Origin of the sequence: Ferrimonas marina (genome assembly GCF_900129905.1) — a bacterium.
GTDB lineage: Bacteria > Pseudomonadota > Gammaproteobacteria > Enterobacterales > Shewanellaceae > Ferrimonas > Ferrimonas marina.
The window spans coordinates 158,936-178,515 of sequence record NZ_FQXG01000004.1 but is presented as its reverse complement, the minus strand read 5'-3'; the positions used below and the strand labels follow the sequence as shown (position 1 = coordinate 178,515).

Genomic DNA, 19,580 nt, shown 5'->3' with positions numbered 1-19,580 from the left:
GTGAGCGAATGATTTGAATAAAAACCGTAAATTCAAGGTTTCACTATGACGCTTTCCAAAGTCGTTATCCCCGTCGCCGGTCTGGGCACGCGGATGTTGCCCGCCACCAAGGCCATCCCCAAAGAGATGCTGCCGCTGGTGGACAAGCCCCTGATCCAGTACATCGTGAATGAGTGTGTAGCGGCTGGCTTCAAAGAGATTGTGCTGGTTACCCACGCCTCCAAGAACGCCATCGAGAACCACTTCGACACCTCTTACGAACTGGAAAGCCAGTTGGAGAAGCGGGTGAAGCGTCAGTTGCTGGAAGAGGTGCAATCCATCTGTCCGGCCGGCGTGACCATCATGCACGTACGCCAGGGCGAAGCCAAAGGTCTGGGTCACGCGGTGCTTTGTGCCCGCCCGGTGATTGGCGATAACCCCTTTGCCGTGGTGTTGCCGGATGTGGTGCTGGATGAGTATACGGCCGACCAGACCCAGGAGAACCTGGCAGCGATGAAGGCCCGCTTCGGCGAGAGTCGACACGCCCAGATCATGGTGGAGCCGGTGCCGATGGAGGAGGTCTCCAAGTATGGCGTGGCGGATTGCAACGGTCATACCCTGGAGATGGGTAAGTCTGCGGCGATGGAGGCCATTGTTGAGAAACCCAGCATCGAAGAAGCACCGTCCAACATGGCGGTGGTCGGGCGCTATGTGCTGCCTGCGACCATCTGGCCGTTGCTTGAACGCACCCCCCACGGTGCTGGTGACGAGATCCAGTTGACCGATGCTATCGCCATGCTGATGGAGCAGGAAACCGTTGAGGCATTTCACATGACTGGTAAGTCTCACGATTGCGGTGACAAACTGGGCTACATGAAGGCCAACGTGGAATACGCTCTGCGTCACGCCAAGCTGGGCGAGGGCTTTGCCGAGTACCTCAAAGCGTTGAAGCTCGACTAAGCGGCACGCCCGCAGCGAAACAAAAAACCCGCCATCAGGCGGGTTTTTTTGTGGTCTGGCTGCGGTGATACCAGTGACGAGTTTACCAGCGCCAGATCAGCTCTCCGCGCATAAAATGATCGTTGTAGACGGTTTGGCCACCGTAGAGGCGAAAGCCCCACTGCTGTGACTAGTGGCGCCCGGAGTCGCTCAGGGGCATGTCCTTGGATAGGCTATACGCGAAGTCTGTTCTGTCTGATTTCAGTTTCTCCATCTGTCCAGTCGCCCTGTCGCTTAGAGAGCTGATTGTATGTCGCTGTTCTGTAGGGTAATCTCCTCTACTAAAGCGTCAAAAAATTGTCAGATTCTCCCGGTAGATTACTGATTCATCTGCACACCGACGTTCACGGCCCATGGAGCCTGTCCTATGGTGACAGGGCTCACTTTGGTCGTGGTTGACCAAGATGGTTGCAGAGCGAGAAGAATGAGGGTCTACTGGAGCTAAGAGGCTTATCTGCTGGGAGTTTTGGCTTTAAGGAAAACTCTCGAAGTATGAGGCCTACAGGGAGTCACCAAGGTAATGCTTAAGGAGCAAGCATGAATCAATCCCAGCCCTTCCATTCTGATATCGCCTTGATAAGCAGCGATGAGGCGTTTGAGCGCAATGCGGTTGCCAGTATTCGCACCACTTTACCGGATGCCCCGATCCGTTGCTTCAACAGCTGGGACGATTATGACGCTGTCTCCCTGGAGCAGTCGTTCCGCATCACCGTTATTGACTGGAAGTCGATGGCGACCCCTGAGGCGTACGATCGCACACCCGCCCTGGTGGCCGAGGAGTGGCTCGCCGTCAATGTGCCGGACGAAGAGCTGCCCTACGCGGTGGACTGGATTGAGCGAGGCTACGCCGGCATGTTAAGTGAGCACTGCAATACCGATATGTTGAGCAAGGCGATCGAATCGGTGCATTCCGGTGAGCTCTGGTTCACTCGGGCCGAGATGGCTCGGGCGATCAAGGCGATCCATGCGTCTCAGCCCGTGGTTGACCTCAATAAGTTGGCGCAAGACGAAGCAAAAGGTTAGGCACAGAGTGTCAGTACATTGGAGTCATAATATGGAAATGGACACCGCGACCATCGTGCTGTTTTCCCAGGATCGGGCCTTCTCGCAGGTGGCTTCCGGTTTGCTTAGCGCAACGGGTGAGGATTACAACCTTATCTGCCTCAACACCTTTTCTTCTTTCTCTGAGCTGGAAGCCACCAACGGCCCCTTGGCGGTTCTGGTGGACTGGAAGAGCATGCCCAATCCTGGGCGCCATGGTTTAGTGCCTCGCCAAGAGAATGGGGAGTGGCTGGCCATCAACGCCGAAGAGGGTGAGGTGGAGGACGTTAGCGGCTGGATTGAGCTTGGCTATGTCGGCATCTTGCCTGCCAGCCGTTGCCTCGAGCTTCTGTGTAAGGCTGTCCGGGTGATCCTTAATGGTGAGCTGTGGTACCCACGTTCAGAGATCTCCCGGGCGTTGCGAGCCTACCAGCAGGGGGGCTTCAATCCACAGCAGCTCTCTGGTGTATTGGCAGAGCAGTTCAGCTTAACCTCGCGGGAGCGGGAGATCTGCCACATGCTGCTCAAAGGCTTGAGCAATGGTCAGATTGCCCGCCAGGGCAACATCAGTATCCATACCGTCAAGACACACGTTTCTAACCTGATGCAGAAGATGGAGGTCAATTCCCGTAAGGAACTGATGGCTCGAGTGATGACAGAGACTCGTTCACATGAAGTCGTACCCGTTTGGTCCTAGCAAATGACTCAATCTGGTACTTTGGGGTGATGTCGGTCAGGCTGGTGTGAAGATATTGTTAACTTGTGACTTTCACTACGGTGTTTATTTCGAGGGAACGATTATGAAAAAGACTATTTTGGCTCTGGCAACCCTGGTTTCTTTCGGCGCAGCTGCTGACCCGATCAGCCTGGACGCAACCAACAAAAGCAGCTTCCTGATCGGCGGTAAGATCAAGGAGATGTGTAAAGTAGAGAACTACTCCCCGGCAGAGCGCTCTCTGTCCCTGGATCTGGCCAGCCAGACCGCCCAAACCACCGCTTCTGTCGGTATCTGGTGTAACACCGGGCAGGGCACCGCTAAGACCACCTACAGCTCCGATAACGGTGGCTACCTGGTCAACCGTGATGACCCGAGCAAGATGATCGAGTACAAGATCGATATCAGCGGCGGCGTGGCTTCTGACGTTTCCCTGGCCACTGACCTGATGGTGAACCAGGTTTCGGGCAGCGGCCTGGAAGGCAACAAGCAGACCCGCTCCGTTAAGGTAACCCCGATGGTTGGCGGCTTTGAGTACGCCGGTGTCTACCGTGACCGCATCCGCATCACTGTTAGCCCGAACTAAGCCAACAGATATTGCTAGAGCCCCGCAGCCCTGCTGCGGGGCTTTTCTGTTTTTATCGCCTTCGACTCTCCCTGTTCCACTGAGCCTGCCAGGCAACGGGCCTGTCTTTGGGCTGTGCATCGCTTCGCTCTGGGGGCTCAAACCTTCAGGCCCCTTTGCTTTACTCTTTGCAGCGGTACGCAACGCTATTTATCCAAATCAATTTCTGTTCTTGAGCTCAAACCAACGGCCGCATTGCCGCATGGTGGGTCGGCTTACCGGTCACTATCCAGTGAGAATCGAGTTCAGCAACTTGTTGTGCGTTGAACGGGGTGAGTGACATCTGTTGCTGTAAGAGATATCTCACAGTGCAAAACGCCAAAAATAACAATAAATTAACAACCTGAACTTTGTTTGCGGGGTTGACGTGAGCGTTCATACTGTTTTGGTTCCAAGGTACTAGTCCTTCTAGTACTTTCGGCTGATGTTGGGCTAGTCCTCTGGGCGTACTATTTCCCTCGACTTCAAGATTTACCCAAACCAATCGAGGGAACGAACATGAAAAAAACAGTACTGGCTCTGGCGGCTCTGGTTTCTTTTGGCGCATCTGCAGCAAACATTGATGTGACCGCAACCGACAACACCTCCTTTGACATCGGTGGCACCATCGCCCCCACCTGTAAAGTTGATAACTTTATTGGCGACCGTGGTGACCTGGATCTGAGTGAATCCGTTCGTCAGAACACCGCGTCTGTGAGCATCTGGTGTAACACCGGCCAAGCGACCGCCAAGACCACCTATTCCTCTCTGAACAACGGTTTCATGGAAGACGCCAACGGCAATCAGATCGGCTACCTGGTAACCGTCGATGGCCTGTTCAACGACGTTGACCTGACTCAAGACCGCAGCGGCAACCAGCTGGCGGGTAGCGGTCTGAACGGTGGCCAACAGTCCCGTACCGTTCGCATTACTCCGCAGGTCACTGGTTTCGAGTACGCTGGCGTGTATAGCGATACCATTAGTGTTACTGTAGCTCCGAACTAATCCAGTTTCGTCATAGAGTTACCGTGCGCAGCTGGAGACAGCTGCGCTTTTTGTTTTAAAGGGATTTGTATGCGACACCTGCTTCTTGCTGGCCTCCTTGCTTTGGGGTCCTTTTCTGCCCTGGGCTACCAGGTTCAACCCATGATCCAGTTCTTCGATATGGTCGGCTCTGGTGCCAATGCGCTGTATCGATTGGAGAATACTCAGGAGGTGCCGCTGTCGGTGGAGGTCGCGGTGATGAAGCGTACCTACAACGAACAAGGCGAAGAAGTACTGGTGCCGGCAGAGGAGGATTTTCTCATCATGCCGCCGCAGGCGCGGGTCGAGCCCGGTGCCTTCCAGGCGTTTCGTGCCCGCTACATGGGAGACGGGTCGGCAGAGAAGACCGAATCCTATCGCATCATCTTCAGCCAGCTGCCGGTGGAGCAGGAGAACGAGGCATCGTCGGTGGAGCTGCTGTTCAACTTCGCGACCCTGGCCTTTGTCGCACCGCCTGGCGTGGTTGCACAGCCCCAGGTGGAGGTAAGCGCCTCCGGCAACGAGGTGTTGATCACCAACCAGGGTGACGACGTGCTGGACATGAGTCGCTGGAACCTGGACATGAAAAGCACCGGCGGCAGTGAGCGTGTGGGCTGGAGCGTGCTGCAGGACTTCAGCAGTGCCCAGTTTGTGATGCCGGGCCATACCCTGGCGTTGCCGGTGAGTGACAGCTGGAGCACCTTGGCAACCCCTCTGGAAAGCGCTGAGCTGCTGCCGCTGAAGTAATGAGAGCCCTGGCATGGACGCTGCTCTTGGCCAGCTTTCTGGTCCGGGGGCAAGGGTTTTTGATGTCCTTCCCGGTGACTCGGGATGGCCATGAGCTGACCTACATCACCGCCATGACCGATGGCATGACGGTGATGTCGGTGCCTGCGCCGTTTCTGGCAGCGGAGCTGGGGCCCTGGCTGGCCCCGGAAGTGGTGGCCTGGCTCGAAGGCCAGGGTGAGCGCCAACTCACGCTGAAGGAGCTGGCGCAACAGGGGATCCGGCTGGAATTTGACCCTCAAACCCTGGACTTCAAGCTGGCGCTGCAGATGGATGCCAACCGGATGCGCACCATCAGCCTGGACCGGCCAGAGCAGGTGGCCGAGTACAGCGACGCAGCGGCTTGGCTTTACCAGCAGCACTTTAACCTGAGCCACCAGTACCAGCGCCGTACCGATCGCAACGATACCCTGCTGGAGTGGCTGGGGGCAGTGAATGTGGGGGGCCACCGGGGCCTGAACCTGGAGTGGAGCGGCTACCTGGATAAGCGTGATGGGGAGAGTGCCCGATTTGATCGCGGCCCCACCCGCGCCTTCGTTGACCGGCCCAGCTGGCCGATGCGTTTCAGCGCCGGTGACGTCACCCCATACCTGGGGGGGCACCTGCCCGGCATCGCGCTCGGTGGCGTGCTGGTTGAGCGTAACTACGGCCAACTGCAGCCTTCACGCAACATCAGTAATGGCGGCACCCAGGAGGTGGAACTGACTGAGACCGCTGACGTGGATATCTACGTCAACGATCTGAGGGTCACCCGGTTGCGATTGTCGCCGGGGCGATACCGGCTGGACGAACTGCCGTTGGCCTCCGGCAGCAACGAGATCCGGTTGGAGATCCAGTACCAGTCCGGTCGGCGCGAAACCCTGAACTACAGCCAGTTCTTCAACTCGCGATTGCTGCGCCAGGGGGTGGATGACTTTACCCTGACCGCTGGCTGGCTGTCGGAGTTCACCGATGAAAGGGGCATCGATTACGAGGATGCCCCGCTGATGGCGGCCAATTATGAATACGGCCTGACCGAGGGGCTGACCCTGGGGGCCAATGGCCTGGCGGCGGAATCCGGTCAGATCCTCGGGCTGACGGCGGTCACCGGTGGTCGCTGGGGCAACCTGGGCACCCGGTTTAGCTATGGCCATTACAAGGACCTGGACAGCGAAGGCGGCATCGCCAGCCTGGACTACAGCCAGCGGATCTGGGGCAGCAGTGCCTTCGGCTCGCCGAACTTTCGGGTCAGCTACGAGTGGCTGGACAACTTCACCTCCCAGCCCTGGGAGCCGGATAGTCAACGCCGAGGTGAGCGGGTGTTTGCCGATTACACCGCCCTGATTGGCAGCGATTGGGATCTCAACCTCAGCGGCAGCTACGGTGATTTTGTCGATGAGCTGACGGAAAAAGTTGGCCGGGCAAGGGTCAGCTGGAACCGTTGGGGCCTGCGATTGAGTTTTGGGGTGGAGCACCGGGAGGATGCCACCTACGAGGATGGCGACACCCGGGGCTTTGTGGCGCTGGACTGGTCCGGCTACTACCCGCAGTACTCACACCGGGCCCGCGTTAACTACGACAGCCTCAACGAGCTGGGGCGGGTCGAGATCGCCCGGGAAAGCCAGTCTCGTGTGGGCGAGTGGGAGTATGAGCTGGCCGCCGAGCAGGGCAACAACCTGGATCGCCAGTCCTTGAGAGCGGGCTACGTGGCCAACCGCTGGCGCGGGGAGATGAACCTGGCCCGGGCCGGCGAGAGCGGCGCACCGAGCAATGAGCTGGCCAGCGTGCGCTTCAGTTCAACCCAGGCCTGGAGCGATGGCCACTTTGGTTGGGGCCAGGGCGGTATCGGACCTAAAGCGGTGGTGCACCTGCATCCGTCGCTGGAGGAGGCTGATGCGGTGATCAACGGCCTGGCCGGGGAGGCACCAGACGCTTATGCCACCGGTTGGGTGGGGGCGGCAGTGACGCTGTCGGCGCCACACCGGGTTAACTCGCTTTGGCTGGATGTGCCAGAGGCGCCGCTGGGTTACGACTGGGGGCAGGGTGGCTATCTGCTGACGCCGGGTACCCTGACTGGACACACCATCCAGGTCGGTTCCGATGCCTCCAAGACGGTGATCGGCACTTTGCTGACGCCAGCGGGCGAGCCGGTATCGCTGCGCCAGGGCATCGCCAGCAACGGCGAGCGCGAGATCCGCTTTTTCACCAACCGAGGCGGACGCTTCGTGTTGGAAGGGGTGGCACCGGGGGATTATTTGATCCAGTTCGCCACCGAACCAAAACTACAGGGTATGCTGGAAGTGGTCGACGACGGCGACATGCTGATCCGGCTGGCCCCCTTGAGGCTTGAACAAGGAGAGTAAGATGCGAAGGATATGGGTGGGATTGGCTGCACTCCTGGCCAGCAGCGCTGCACTGGCGGAGTGCCATGACCAGTGGCATCTTCGAGTCGAAGAGAATCGTGCCGAGTTTCGAGACGATGGCGGCGTCGCGGCGTGGATCCCCGCGCGCATCGAGGTGTCTGACCGAACCGAGCCTTGCACCAACGCTGCTCTGTTGGGCGCGGTGCAGCGCCCGGAGCTGGTGCTACAGGGGCCCGGCGGCGCTCTGGCGGTGCAGCTGATGGATGAACAGTTGCGGCCGCTGCCCAGTGGCGGTGATGGTTTGTCGCGCTTGAACCTGAACACCGGCGGCGTTACCCGCTTCTGGTTGCGGGTGCCCCAATCCGCGTTTGCCGCACCGGGCCAATATCGCGGTCAACTCAGCAGCCAGCTGCAAGGCGCAGGTTGGGAGAGCCGGGAACGGCAGACCCCCATCAACTACCGGGTGAAGCCCGCCGTCAGCATGGCGGTGAACACCGCCAGTTATCCCTGGCTCAGTGGTGGTGGCTCCAGCTACCGGTTGGAACTGGGGAGCATGCATACCGGTTTGCGCCGGGTGTTTGACATCAGCGTCACCAGCAACGCTCGGGTCACCATGGCGCTGGAGTCGGAGAATGGCGCGCTGGTGCATGAAAGCGTGCCGGAGTCTAAGGTGGGCTACAGCATCCTGGTGGAGGGGCGTGCCTATAGCCCCAGTGGCAAGCCTCGATTGGAGCTGGGGCGGTTCCAGGGTAACCGTCCAGTTCAGGTGCCCCTCGGGGTGGAGCTGGGGGAGGTCAAGTTCCAGCGTGCTGGCCGATATAGTGACCGATTAACGGTCACCCTGACCGCCAGGGATTAAGCCCCAAACTCACCGACAGCGCCCGCCCAGCGGGCGCTGGGCGTCTTGACCGGAGAAAAGACTTCACCCTGCGCTGAGCACAAAACGATCGCCTTCACCTTTTCTGAACCTCGCCTGTTCGTACTTCAAATGTTCCCGCTGTCACGGTTGCCTCCCGCGCCCCGCCGATTATCCTAGCCACCGTGGCGCTATCACAAGGAAGGCGCCCTTCTGGCTTTGGGTTATCGACTCAAGGCGCAGTCAGTAAGGAGACACCATGTTTAGGTTTGCGCAGGCGGCGCTGATGCTGATGTTGATCGGCAAGACCCCGCCGGCCATGGCCGCCACAACCAGTGCCAACACAAAGAATCCCATGACCCCGGTAAGCCGAAGTAAACCGCTCCATCGTCAACAGGAGCTGCAGTATCTGTACGACATCCGCACTCAGCAGCACCACTGTGTGCGCCAGCCGCTGGCGGAGTTCGATGCGCTGTACGCCCTGGCACCCAGCGCTCAGCAGGAGCTGGGTCAGTTGATGGCGCAGGTGTCGCTGCTCAGTGGCAGCCGGGCGGTGGTGCCGGATCACAAGGCCCGCTGCCGGGCCCAACGCAAGATGGCGACCGAGTTGGGGGGCGATCCCCAACTGCTGACCGATCTGGCCCGGGCCACCCTGGTGGCGGACGACATCGATGGGGTCAACGATGCCTACCGTCACCTGGCGGAGTCCACCACGGTGCTGTCGGTGGAGAACCGTTTCTCTAACCCTAAGGACAATGGCTACCGGGATCTGAAAACCCTGGTGCGACTGCGCGACAGTGACTTAGTGGCGGAGGTGCAGATCCATCTGTCCGCCATCGAGCAGGTCAAGAACGGTGAGGAACACAAGGTCTACCAACAGCGCCAGGCGATCGAGCGCATCGCCGAGGTGGAGCAGCGGCCGCTGAGCGAATGGGAGTTGGCCAAGGTCAGCCGACTGAAGCGCTTCAGCCGGGCCCTGTACGAAGAGGCCTGGCAGCGTCATCTATTGCCTAAGCACATGGCGCTGGCCTAAATCCTCATCAGAAGTGGCGCTTCACCTCGATGCGCCACTCCCAGCGATCCACATTGGGGTCGTCGCTGACCGGCCGGGCAAAATCCACATGGACGATGTTGTTGCTGCCGGCCCGGGAGGCGAAAAAACGCAGGCCCACTCCGTAGCTTTGCAGCGTGCCTTCCGGGTTGTCCGGGTAGGGGCTGCCCCCCTGAGCCTCACCGATGTCATAGAACAGTGCCGCGCCGGCATCGAACAGTTGCCACAGGTTCAGCCCCGGGTAGTAGCGGGCCTCCAGCGATCCCAGCCAGATGTTGTCACCGTGCTGGTACTGCAGCGGGTAACCGCGCAGGCCATTGGTACCCCCCAGGGTATTGGGCTGGTCCAGGTAGTCGTTCTGGCTATGGCGCCAGTCCAGCTTGCTGTAGAGTCGCACCGGCTCTGTGACCCGAAAGAACAGTTCGTTGCGCCACTGCAGTCGATGCTGGTGCTCGTTGTCCTCCAGTTGCTCCCCTTCGCCCCAGAACTGGCTGAGCCAGATCAGCCGGTCAGTCAATGACCAGCCACGGCTGGCGTACATCTGCGCCACCCAGCCCTCGTTCTGGGCAAAGTCCCAACCCAGCTTCAGTGCCAGGTCCCAGCCAAAGTTGACGTCCTCCACCGCGTTGATCAGAAACAGGTTGGTGTGCTTCTCGTAGCGATCCTGCTGCCACAGCAGTTGCACCCAGGGGTAGCTGCGCTCCCGGTCTTCCGGCAGTAGGGTGGTCTCCTCCGGGTTCTCCTGGTCCGGGCGAAACTCGTGACGATCGCGGCTGTAACCAACCTGCCAGCGCAGCGCCTGCTGCTGTTGGTTAAACCAGGTTTGGCCGTACCAGACGCTGAACTGGTTGAGGCGATGCTCGAACTGGTTTACCTCCTCCTCGCGCTGGCGGATGCTGTCCAGCCGGGCCTCGTCGTTGAAGGCCAGGCCAAAGCCGTGGCGGCTGTCGAGGGAGAAGAACGGGCGCTGCAGTGAGAAGCTGGCCTTGTGGCCGTCGCTGGTGTCCGCCAGGGTCAGGCCGGCACTCAGATTCTGGTTGAGGTAAAGCGGTGAGTGGATATCCAGCAGGTAGCCATCACGCAGGTAATCGGAGAAGTACGCCACCTCGGTGTTGATGCCAAGGCCGAGGAAGTTACTGTCCTTGAGGCCAACCGCGGCAGCGTTCTCGCCACCGCGACGGGAGAAGTCCACCGTGGGCAACAGCGACCAGGTGTCGTAGGTCTCCACCAGGATCTCATTGCTGTTGCCCTTGCGCCGCACCTTGGCGTCGCGCAGGTAGCTCTGGGTACGCAGGTGCCGCTCCAGTTCGTACAGGTCATCCACCTCCTCCTCGCAGGGAGTGAAGCCCGCCACCGCGTTCTGCACCGTCACCTCGCGGGTGGTGAAGTGCAGCTGATTGGCCAGCCGGTGCAGCCAGGTAAAGCCCGGTGCGCTGGAATCAAACACGTTGTGCCGAATGATCTGGTACTGAGGATCTGCGCCGCACTGGGCATCCAAAGCGGCGACGTCATCGTCTGCCGACAGTGGGAGAGGAAGCAGAAAGAGCCCCAACAGACATCGTCCTAAGCCTGGGCGCACTAATAATCCATCCCTATGGTGGTATCCCTCAACTGTCGACCATTTGCCGCTGGTTTTCCAGTAGCTTCGAACAATTGAGCGGGCATGAAAAAGGCCCCATAAGGGGCCTTGTTGCTGGCCCAGATGGGCCGCTGCGCCGGTTAGGGCTGCAGCTGGGCATAAAAAACACCGTAGCCCGGGAAGCTGAGTTGGTCGTGCGTAAAAGTGGCAGTGGGCAGACCATGACCGGACAGAACGGTGCGAGCACAAGGACCGAAGGTTTGAGAAGCGTGCTCTAAAACGGTGGGCTGAGGGCTGAGGTTGAAGCCACACAGCAGGGTTTGCTCCGCACATTGGCGAACAAACAGGAGTAGGGGTTCGGGGGCATCGAGGAAGCGGATGTCACCCACGCGTAGGGCAGGGTGCTGCTGACGCCAGGCCAGCAGACGGCGGAACTGCTGCAGCACCGAGTCGGGTTCGGCCTCCTGGCGGTCTACCGCTCGGCTGAGGTGCTCTGGTAATACCGGCAGCCAGGGGGCTTGCTCGCTGAAGCCGCCATGTTCGCTGTGCTGTTGCCAGGGCATGGGGGTGCGACAGCCGTCGCGACCTTTGAAGTTGGGCCAGAAGGCGATGCCATAGGGGTCTTGCAGCTGCTCGAAGCTCAGCAGCGCCTCCGGCAAGCCCAGCTCTTCACCCTGGTACAGGCAGGCGCTGCCGCGCAGGGAGCAGAGCAGGGCGGTGGCCAGCTTGCTCAGTGCAGCATCGGGCTCGGCAGGGCTCCAGCGGGAGGCGACCCGCTCCACGTCGTGGTTGGACACCGCCCAGCAGGGCCAGCCCTGGTCGACCCGTTGCTCAAAGGTCTCCACCGTCTGGCGGATGTAGCCGGCGGTGAAGTTGTCGTTGAGCAGCTCGAAGCTGTAGCCCATGTGCAGGCGGCCATCCTGGGTGTACTCCGCCATGGTGCCCAGGGAGTCTTCCGAGGCGATCTCCCCCAGGGCCGTGGTACCGGGGTAGCGATCCAGCAGGGCGCGCAGCCGCTCCAGGAACGCCAGGTTCTCCGGCTGGGTGTTGTTGTGGTAGTGGTACTGGTAGGCGTACGGGTTGTCGGTGGCAAAGCCGGCGCCACGGCGCAGGTGCGGCGGTTTGGCCGGGTTGTCCCGCAGCTGGGCGTCATGGAAGCAGAAGTTGATGGCGTCCAGGCGCAGGCCATCGACCCCTTTTTTCAACCAGAACTCGACGTTGTCCAGCATCGCCTGCTGTACGTCGGGGTTGTGGAAATTGAGATCCGGCTGGCTGGTGAGGAAGTTGTGCAGGTAGTACTGCTCACGGCGCGGCTCCCATTGCCAGGCACCGCCACCGAAGATGGAGAGCCAGTTGTTGGGTGGGGTACCGTCTTCCTTGGGATCCGCCCAGACGTACCAGTCGGCCTTGTCGTTGTCGCGGCTCTGGCGGCTTTGCTGGAACCAGGCGTGTTGATCCGAGGTGTGGCTGAGGACCTGGTCGATCATCACCTTCAACCCCAGCTGGTGGGCCTTGGCGAGCAGGCGGTCGAAGTCCTCCAGGGTACCGAACAGGGGGTCTACGTCGCGGTAGTCGGCGATGTCGTAGCCGAAGTCGTCCATGGGGGATTTGAAGAACGGGGAGATCCAGACCCCGTCGACGCCTAGGCTGGCGACGTACTCCAGTTTGTCATGGATGCCGTTCAGATCGCCCACGCCGTTGCCGCTGCTGTCGGCGAAGCTACGGGGATAGATTTGATAGATCAGGGCACCACGCCACCACTCGGTCGAACTCATGCTCTCCACTCATTATCGGGGCCACGGGCCCAATGTACGCTGTTATCGTTACCGTAACCCCGGCGGTGACGGGAGTCACTGTGCATACGTATGCAAGGGTAAGAAAAACAGGATAGTTGCCGACAAGGCAGGGCTGAGCTCAAATCCAGGGCATAAAAAAACCGGCCCAGATGGGCCGGCTCTAACCAGGGAGAGTGGTTACAGGATATGACGTAGGCTGTCACCGGCGGCCAGGTTCTGGCACTGACCGAACAGCTTGAACACCAGCGGCTTGTCGCCACGGTTCTCGACGGTGACGGCGCCGTTGGCGACGCTGACCTTGATCGGGACACCGGCAAAGGTGATCTTGAAGGCGTAGCCCTGCCACTGGGCCGGGATGAAGGGGCGTAGGCTCAGTACGCCGTTCTTCACCCGGGCTCCGCCGAAGCCTTCCACTACCGCCATCCAGGTACCGGCCATGGAGGTGATGTGCAGGCCGTCCTCGGTGTCGTTGTTGTAGTCGTCCAGGTCGAGGCGCGAGGTGCGCAGGTAGAACTTGTACGCCAACTCCTCGTAGCCCAGGCGGGACGCCAGCACCGAGTGGATGCAGGGCGACAGGCTGGACTCATGCACCGTCATCGGCTCGTAGAAGTCGTAGTTGCGCTTGATGGTCTCGGTATCGAACTCGTCCTCAAACAGGTAGATCCCCTGAAGAACGTCCGCCTGCTTGATGTAGCAGGAGCGCAGGATCCGATCCCAGCTCCAGTGCTGATGGATCGGATACTCCGCCGCCGGAATGTCCCCCATCGGCACCAGCTCCTTGTCCATAAAGCCATCGTGCTGAATGAAGACGCCGGTTTCGTCGTCGACGGGCAAGACGATGTTTTTGCTGATATCGACCCATGCAGCTACCTCATCTTCCTTTGAGTTGAACTGAGTCTTGGCCAGGATGGCGTCGTAGCGCGCCGGGTCCTGCTGGGCCACCGTATCCAGGGCCTGCTGGGTGTACTCCAGGGTCCAGCGGGCGATCTTGTTGGTGTACCAGTTGTTGTTGACGTTGTTCTCGTACTCGTTAGGGCCGGTTACCCCCAGCATCACGTAGCCATTACGACGCTTGGACCACTGCACCCGCTGGCTCCAGAAACGGCTGATGCCGATCAGCACCTCAAGGCCGTACTCCGCCAGGTAGGCGGTGTCGCCGGTGTGGTTGACGTAGTTGTAGATGGCAAAGGCGATGGCACCGTTACGGTGGATCTCCTCGAAGGTGATCTCCCACTCGTTGTGGCACTCCTCGCCGTTGATGGTCACCATGGGGTAGAGCGCCGCGCCGTCTTTGAAGCCCAGCTTCTCGGCGTTCTTGATGGCGTTCTCCAGGTGCTGGTGACGATACACCAGCAGCTGGCGGGCCACGCTGGGATCGGCGGTCTTGAGGTAGAACGGCAGGCCGTAAGCCTCGGTATCCCAGTAGGTCACGCCACCGTATTTCTCACCGGTGAAGCCCTTGGGGCCGATGTTGAGGCGGGCATCCTCGCCGGTGTAGGTCTGGTTCATGTGGAATATGTTGAAGCGGATCCCCTGCTGGGCGGCGGTGTCGCCGTCGATCTGGATGTCCGCTTCCTGCCACTTCTCAGCCCAGGCGTTGCTGTGCTCCGCTGCCAGGGTGTCAAAGCCCTTCTGCTTGGCCGCCGCCACGGAGGCCAGGGCAGTAGCCTCGATGGCATCGTTGTTGGCATTGAGGGAGGAGATCAGCGCCGCGTACTTGTACAGGGTCAGGGCCTGGCCCTGCTCGACGGCCTGACTGATGGTGTTACCGACCCACATCGGCTTATCGGTGATGGTCGGTTCGGCGGTCAGGGGCTGGCCATCCAGGGTCAGCTCGTAGCTCATTGCCACACCCAGGTGGAACCCGGTCTTCTTGGTTTCACCGGAGAGGAACGCCTGACCGGCGCTGGCCTGGTGGGCGATGGGCAGCCAGAACTTGTCGTCGTAATTGGCGTCTGAGTTCTTAACGTCCAGGTCCAGGTAGGGGGTCAGGGTGACGGTGCCGCTGAAGTTCAGCGGGGTCACGGTGTAACGGATGGCGCCGTTGTCGGTATCAACGATGCTGGTAAAGCGGACGGCTTCCACCGCCACCTGCTTGCCGGAGGGCAGCTGGGCGACGAAGCGGCGGGTCAGGATCCCGCTTTGCATGTCCAGCTCACGGCTGAACTCTTTCACCTGGCTGGTGGCCAGGTCCAACTCTTCCCCTTCCACCTCGACATTGATGCCGATCCAGTTGGTGGAGTTGATCACCTTGGCAAAGTAGTCCGGGTAGCCGTTCTTCCACCAGCCGACGCGGGTGGGATCCGGGTAGTAAACACCGGCCACGTAGCTGCCCTGCAGGGTTTCACCGCTGTAGCGCTCTTCGAAGTTGGCGCGCTGGCCGAACTTGCCGTTGCCGATGGAGAACAGGCTTTCGGACACCAGGTTCACCGCCGGATCGAAGCTGGGCTCGATGATCTTCCATTCGTGATGTTGGATGTAGTCTTTCATGCGATCAGGTCCTTTGAGACGTTTGGCACGCGAACGGCGGTGCTCAGAGTTGCGCGATCATGTGATTCAGTTGTTGTTCGGCCAGGTCGGGCAGCACCAGGGTTGCCCGGCCCAATACCTCGGCTTCGCCCAGGCCAATGACCTTCATCTTGGCGTTGAGGGCGGCCTCGACGCCGGCGGCGGCGTCTTCAAACACCAGGCAATCACTCGGTGCCACGTCCACCGCACTGGCGGCGTTGAGGAACACCTCGGGATCCGGCTTGGCGTGGGTTACCTTATTGCCGTCGATGATGGCGTCGAAGCGATCCAGCAGGTTGAGGCGCTTCAGGATCAGCACCGCGTTCTTGCTGGCGGAGCCCAGGGCGATCTTCATCCCGGCGTCGCGGGCCTGGCTCAGCACCGCCTCGGCACCGGGCAGGATCTCACTGGCGTCCAGCTGGGCGATGTACTCCAGGTACCACTCGTTCTTCTGCACCAGGGCCTGCTCAAACTGCGGCGCGTCCAGGCTGGTCTGGCCCAGCTTGAGGATGATCTTCAGTGACTCAACCCGGCTGACGCCCTTGAGCAGTTCGTTGTCCTGCTCGGTAAAGGTCACCCCCAGGCTGTCCGCCAGGCGCTTCCAGGCCAGGTAGTGGTACTTGGCGGTGTCGACGATGACACCATCCAGGTCGAAGATGCAGCAGCGGATCCCATGGGGCTGGGCCTGTGCAGCGTGTTGAGCCATGTCCTTTCCTTCTTTGCCTTGTGGATTGGCGCGGTATCACAGGCGCAATCCGGGTATTACTTAGTGCCACGATACTAAGCGCGATGCTTTTTGGCAGACAATCCGGCACATACGTATTCATCCCTGGTCAGGTACCGATTGCTGGCAAAAGCACAGGGTTTTGCCGCTTTGTTGAGCGGTTGGCCGTCTGGGGCACAGTCAGATGTTGCGTCAATGTTTGCCCTAGCCCATGCTGCGCAAACCCCTCTGTTAACAGGATTTGCCCGTTGCGCCAGGCGCCGGCAGGCCGCTGACAACGCGCCGTCGTCAGCCATCGTCATGTGAAAAGCTGTGAGTTTGAGGTTTTTGCTGCGATGGCTCGGAAAAAGCAGGTGGGGAATCGGTCAGACCAATCTGTGATACAGTCGCTGGCGACCCGAGGGGGATCACAGATGCAACATTTTGGTGCAGTCGTTGACGTCAAAATGTAATGAAAAGGTGTCAGTGGCCGGCATTTTTGCATTTAATGCTAATAAAAACAGTGGCTTGACCTTGTTTTACCCTGCTGTGGGGATGCAACGGGGTTGCGCCAGGAAAGTGCGTAAGGAGCCAGCGAACCCGCCCTGGTAAGGCCTTGAATACGTATGCATAGCGTTGTTTCTGCTGACGCTAAGTGATTAACATCGCTTCACAGTGATAAGGCGGCCGACAATAACAATCGCCATTGGGCTTGGATATGGCTCAGAAGGCGGATAACCGGCCAAGGAAGTAGTGCACTTTAATAGGGAGTGATGTAGATGTTTAAGCCCAATGCGTTGACCACGGCGCTTATTGCCGCTGGGATCAGTAGTACGGTTTGGGCCGCTGAAGATGTGGCGGGGGATAACCCCACCGCAGACGAGTTGGCACAGCGACTCGAAGCAGCGGAAGTCATTCAGGTTCGCGGTATTCGCCGTTCTTTGGCCCTGTCCCAGGCGGTCAAGATGGAGAACACCTCGGTGGTGGAAGCGGTGTCCGCAGAGGACATCGGTAAGCTACCGGATGCCAGTATCGCCGAATCCATTGCCCGTCTGCCGGGCCTCACCTCACAGCGTCTGGAAGGGCGCTCTCAGCTGGTTTCCGTGCGCGGTCTGTCGCCGGACTTCACCACCGCAACCCTGAACGGCCGCGAGCAGGTCACCACCGGTGACAACCGTGGCGTTGAATTCGACCAATACCCTTCTGAGCTGATGAGCGGCGTGGTGGTCTACAAGACCCCGGACGCCTCTGTGACCGCCCAGGCTATCGGTGGTACCGTCGACATGCAGACCGTGCGTCCGCTGGCCCATGGCGACACCACCTTCAACGTTACCGCTCGCGGTGAGTACAACGACCTGGGTGAGCTGAACACCGACTTCTCCGATACCGGTTACCGCTTCAGCGCCTCCTACATCGACCAGTTCTTCGATGACCGCTTGGGCATCGCCCTGGGCGTCTCCACCATGTCCCAGCCCAACCAGGAAGAGCGGACCCACATCTGGGGCTACCCCACCGACTACGACGGTGCCGATGGCAACGCGGTGATCGGCGGCTACAAGCCGTACGTGCGCTCCTCGGAGCTGGACCGTGACGCGCTGATGTTCACCATGGAGTTCCAGCCCAACGACCGGCTGAACACCACCCTGGACGTGTTCTACTCCCAGTTTAATGACCGTCAGATCCTCCGTGGCATCGAGATGCCGCTGGCTTGGGGCGACGGTGTCGAGCTGGACCCCAACTACACCGTTGAGGATGGCCTGATCACCGAAGGCACCTTCCACAACGTTAAGGGCCTGGTACGTAACGACTACACCGAGACCGACGCCGACAACCTGTCGGTGGGCTGGAACGTCGATTACATCCTCAACGACGACTGGAGCCTGAACGCGGATCTGTCCTACTCCCGCGCCAAGCGTACCTTCTACGCGCTGGAAACCTACGGCGGTACCGACCGTGGCGTGGCCAACGGTGCCAAGGACTCCATCGGCTTCCGCATGACCGACTCCGGCGTGATGTTCACCCCGTCTGGTCGCATCGACTACTCCGATCCCAACCAGATTGTTCTGGGCGCGCCGCAAAACTGGGGTGACCCGGAAGGCAACGGCCAGTGGAACTCCCAGGATGGCTTCATCAACAACCCGGACATCGAAGACGAGATGGTTGCCTTCCGCCTGGTCGGCGAGCGGGTGTTCAGCCAGGGCGCCATTGCCGCCATGCAGTTCGGTGTCAATGTGTCCGAGCGGACTAAGACCAAGGAAGACAACGCCTACTTCCTGACCCTGAATGAGTACCCGAATACCGTACGGGTACCGGATCAGTACCTGTACGCCCCGGCGTCGCTGGACTTCATCGGTATGGGCAACCTGATTGCCTGGGATCCGGTGGCCCTGGTCAACAACGACTTCTACAAGATGCGCAATGCCGCCGAGATTGAGCCCTGGCGTAAGACCAACAGCTGGGAAGTGCAGGAGCGTGTCGCCACCTTCTTCACCAAGGCGGACATCGATACCGAGATCGGCTACCGTCGCCTGACCGGTAACATCGGCCTGCAGGCGGTCTACACCGACCAGTCCTCCAAGGGTAACGAGGTCACCGTGATTGGTGATGGCGACCTGGAAGTGGTGGGCAACAGCGGTGGCACCGACTACTGGGAGTTCCTGCCGAGCATGAACCTGGGGCTGGAAGTGGCAGAGGACCAGGTGGTTCGTCTGGCCATCGCCCGCACCATGGCTCGTGCCCGTATGGATCAGATGCACTCCAGCGTCGAGTTCAACTACGACTCCTCCAAGGAGAACAGCGACGACATCAACAACTCGCCCTGGTCCGGCAGCGCCGGTAACCCGGAGCTGAAGCCGTGGATGGCGTGGCAGTTTGACCTGAGCTACGAGAACTACTTCGCCGACGAGGGCTACTTCGCGGTGGCGGGTTTCTACAAGTACCTGGAGAACTACATCTACCACAAAGACGTGCTGTACGATTTCAGCGACGTTAACATCCCGGGCGCCAACCCGGTGCTGGATCAGGGCTTCATCAACACCCCGATGGAGGGTGACGGTGGCCACATCTACGGCTTCGAGCTGTCCGGCTCCCTGGGCTTTGGCATGCTGCACAACGCCCTGGATGGCTTCGGTACCATCGTCAGCTACTCCTACGCCGATTCCAGCGTGAAAGAGGATGGCGACAGCGAGGCGATCGACCTGCCGGGTCTGTCCAACGACGTGGTTAACGCCACCCTGTACTACGAGAAGTACGGCTTCCAGGCCCGGGCCTCCATGCGTTACCGCAGCGAGTTCCTCGGCGAGGTGGCCTCCACCACCCTGTCTCGCGACAAGCGTTACGTGGAAGCGGAAACCGTGGTGGATGCCCAGCTGTCCTACGACTTCTCCGAGCTGGGTGTCGACGGGCTGGTGGTACTGTTCCAGGCCAACAACCTGACCGACGAACCCTTCGTGACCTACGAGAACGACGAGCGGATGATCAAGGATCACCAGCGCTACGGTCGTAACTTCATGCTGGGGATGAGCTACACCTTCTAAGCCTCAGCTGATGAAAAGGCCCCCGCCCATGCGGGGGTTTTTTATCGAATACAGCGCAGTGA

14 protein-coding genes are annotated in these 19,580 nt (G+C 60.0%); 10 read left to right on the top strand and 4 right to left on the bottom strand.

Annotated features, from left to right (window positions below):
- The first annotated feature begins 45 nt into the window (after window positions 1-45).
- The 9 genes from galU (at window position 46) to BUC04_RS10835 (ending at window position 9,378) form a co-directional block, all read left to right on the top strand.
- Window positions 46-939 (top strand): UTP--glucose-1-phosphate uridylyltransferase GalU, encoded by an 894-nt coding sequence (gene galU / locus BUC04_RS10875; RefSeq protein ID WP_067656683.1) that lies wholly within the window; start codon window positions 46-48, stop codon window positions 937-939.
- Window positions 940-1,515: 576 nt separating this feature from the next.
- Window positions 1,516-2,001 carry a hypothetical protein gene (locus tag BUC04_RS10870; protein WP_067656680.1) on the top strand — a complete coding sequence of 162 codons (486 nt, stop codon included), beginning with the start codon at window positions 1,516-1,518 and terminating at the stop codon, window positions 1,999-2,001.
- 31 nt (window positions 2,002-2,032) lie between these two features.
- Window positions 2,033-2,716, top strand: coding sequence for a helix-turn-helix transcriptional regulator (locus BUC04_RS10865; protein ID WP_067656677.1), 684 nt, complete (start codon window positions 2,033-2,035; stop codon window positions 2,714-2,716).
- Between the two features lie 103 nt (window positions 2,717-2,819).
- Window positions 2,820-3,320: a hypothetical protein gene (locus tag BUC04_RS10860; protein WP_067656674.1), complete on the top strand. Its 501-nt coding sequence runs from the start codon at window positions 2,820-2,822 to the stop codon at window positions 3,318-3,320.
- A 537-nt stretch (window positions 3,321-3,857) separates the two neighbouring features.
- On the top strand, window positions 3,858-4,343 hold the full coding sequence (locus BUC04_RS10855) for a Csu type fimbrial protein (RefSeq protein ID WP_067656672.1): 486 nt from the start codon (window positions 3,858-3,860) through the stop codon (window positions 4,341-4,343).
- A gap of 141 nt (window positions 4,344-4,484) precedes the next feature.
- Window positions 4,485-5,108 (top strand): fimbrial biogenesis chaperone, encoded by a 624-nt coding sequence (locus tag BUC04_RS10850; protein ID WP_159437688.1) that lies wholly within the window; start codon window positions 4,485-4,487, stop codon window positions 5,106-5,108.
- A 62-nt stretch (window positions 5,109-5,170) separates the two neighbouring features.
- Window positions 5,171-7,489, top strand: coding sequence for a fimbria/pilus outer membrane usher protein (locus BUC04_RS10845; RefSeq protein ID WP_159437687.1), 2,319 nt, complete (start codon window positions 5,171-5,173; stop codon window positions 7,487-7,489).
- 1 nt (window position 7,490) lies between these two features.
- Window positions 7,491-8,348 carry a hypothetical protein gene (locus tag BUC04_RS10840; protein WP_143165682.1) on the top strand — a complete coding sequence of 286 codons (858 nt, stop codon included), beginning with the start codon at window positions 7,491-7,493 and terminating at the stop codon, window positions 8,346-8,348.
- A gap of 256 nt (window positions 8,349-8,604) precedes the next feature.
- Window positions 8,605-9,378 carry a nucleotidyltransferase family protein gene (locus tag BUC04_RS10835; protein WP_067656659.1) on the top strand — a complete coding sequence of 258 codons (774 nt, stop codon included), beginning with the start codon at window positions 8,605-8,607 and terminating at the stop codon, window positions 9,376-9,378.
- Between the two features lie 7 nt (window positions 9,379-9,385).
- On the opposite strand, the gene BUC04_RS10830 is transcribed toward BUC04_RS10835, so the two are convergent.
- From BUC04_RS10830 to pgmB, 4 genes are all read right to left on the bottom strand, one after another.
- On the bottom strand, window positions 9,386-10,948 hold the full coding sequence (locus BUC04_RS10830; protein WP_073325859.1) for a BamA/TamA family outer membrane protein: 1,563 nt from the start codon (window positions 10,946-10,948) through the stop codon (window positions 9,386-9,388).
- 167 nt (window positions 10,949-11,115) lie between these two features.
- On the bottom strand, window positions 11,116-12,750 hold the full coding sequence (locus BUC04_RS10825; protein ID WP_067656653.1) for an alpha-glucosidase family protein: 1,635 nt from the start codon (window positions 12,748-12,750) through the stop codon (window positions 11,116-11,118).
- Between the two features lie 198 nt (window positions 12,751-12,948).
- On the bottom strand, window positions 12,949-15,261 hold the full coding sequence (locus tag BUC04_RS10820; protein WP_067656651.1) for a family 65 glycosyl hydrolase domain-containing protein: 2,313 nt from the start codon (window positions 15,259-15,261) through the stop codon (window positions 12,949-12,951).
- Window positions 15,262-15,304: 43 nt separating this feature from the next.
- Window positions 15,305-15,985, bottom strand: a complete 681-nt coding sequence (pgmB, locus tag BUC04_RS10815) for a beta-phosphoglucomutase (RefSeq protein WP_067656648.1) — start codon at window positions 15,983-15,985, stop codon at window positions 15,305-15,307.
- Between the two features lie 776 nt (window positions 15,986-16,761).
- On the opposite strand from pgmB, the gene BUC04_RS10810 reads away from it, so the two are divergent.
- Window positions 16,762-19,518 (top strand): TonB-dependent receptor, encoded by a 2,757-nt coding sequence (locus BUC04_RS10810; RefSeq protein WP_073325857.1) that lies wholly within the window; start codon window positions 16,762-16,764, stop codon window positions 19,516-19,518.
- The last annotated feature ends 62 nt before the right edge of the window (window positions 19,519-19,580 follow it).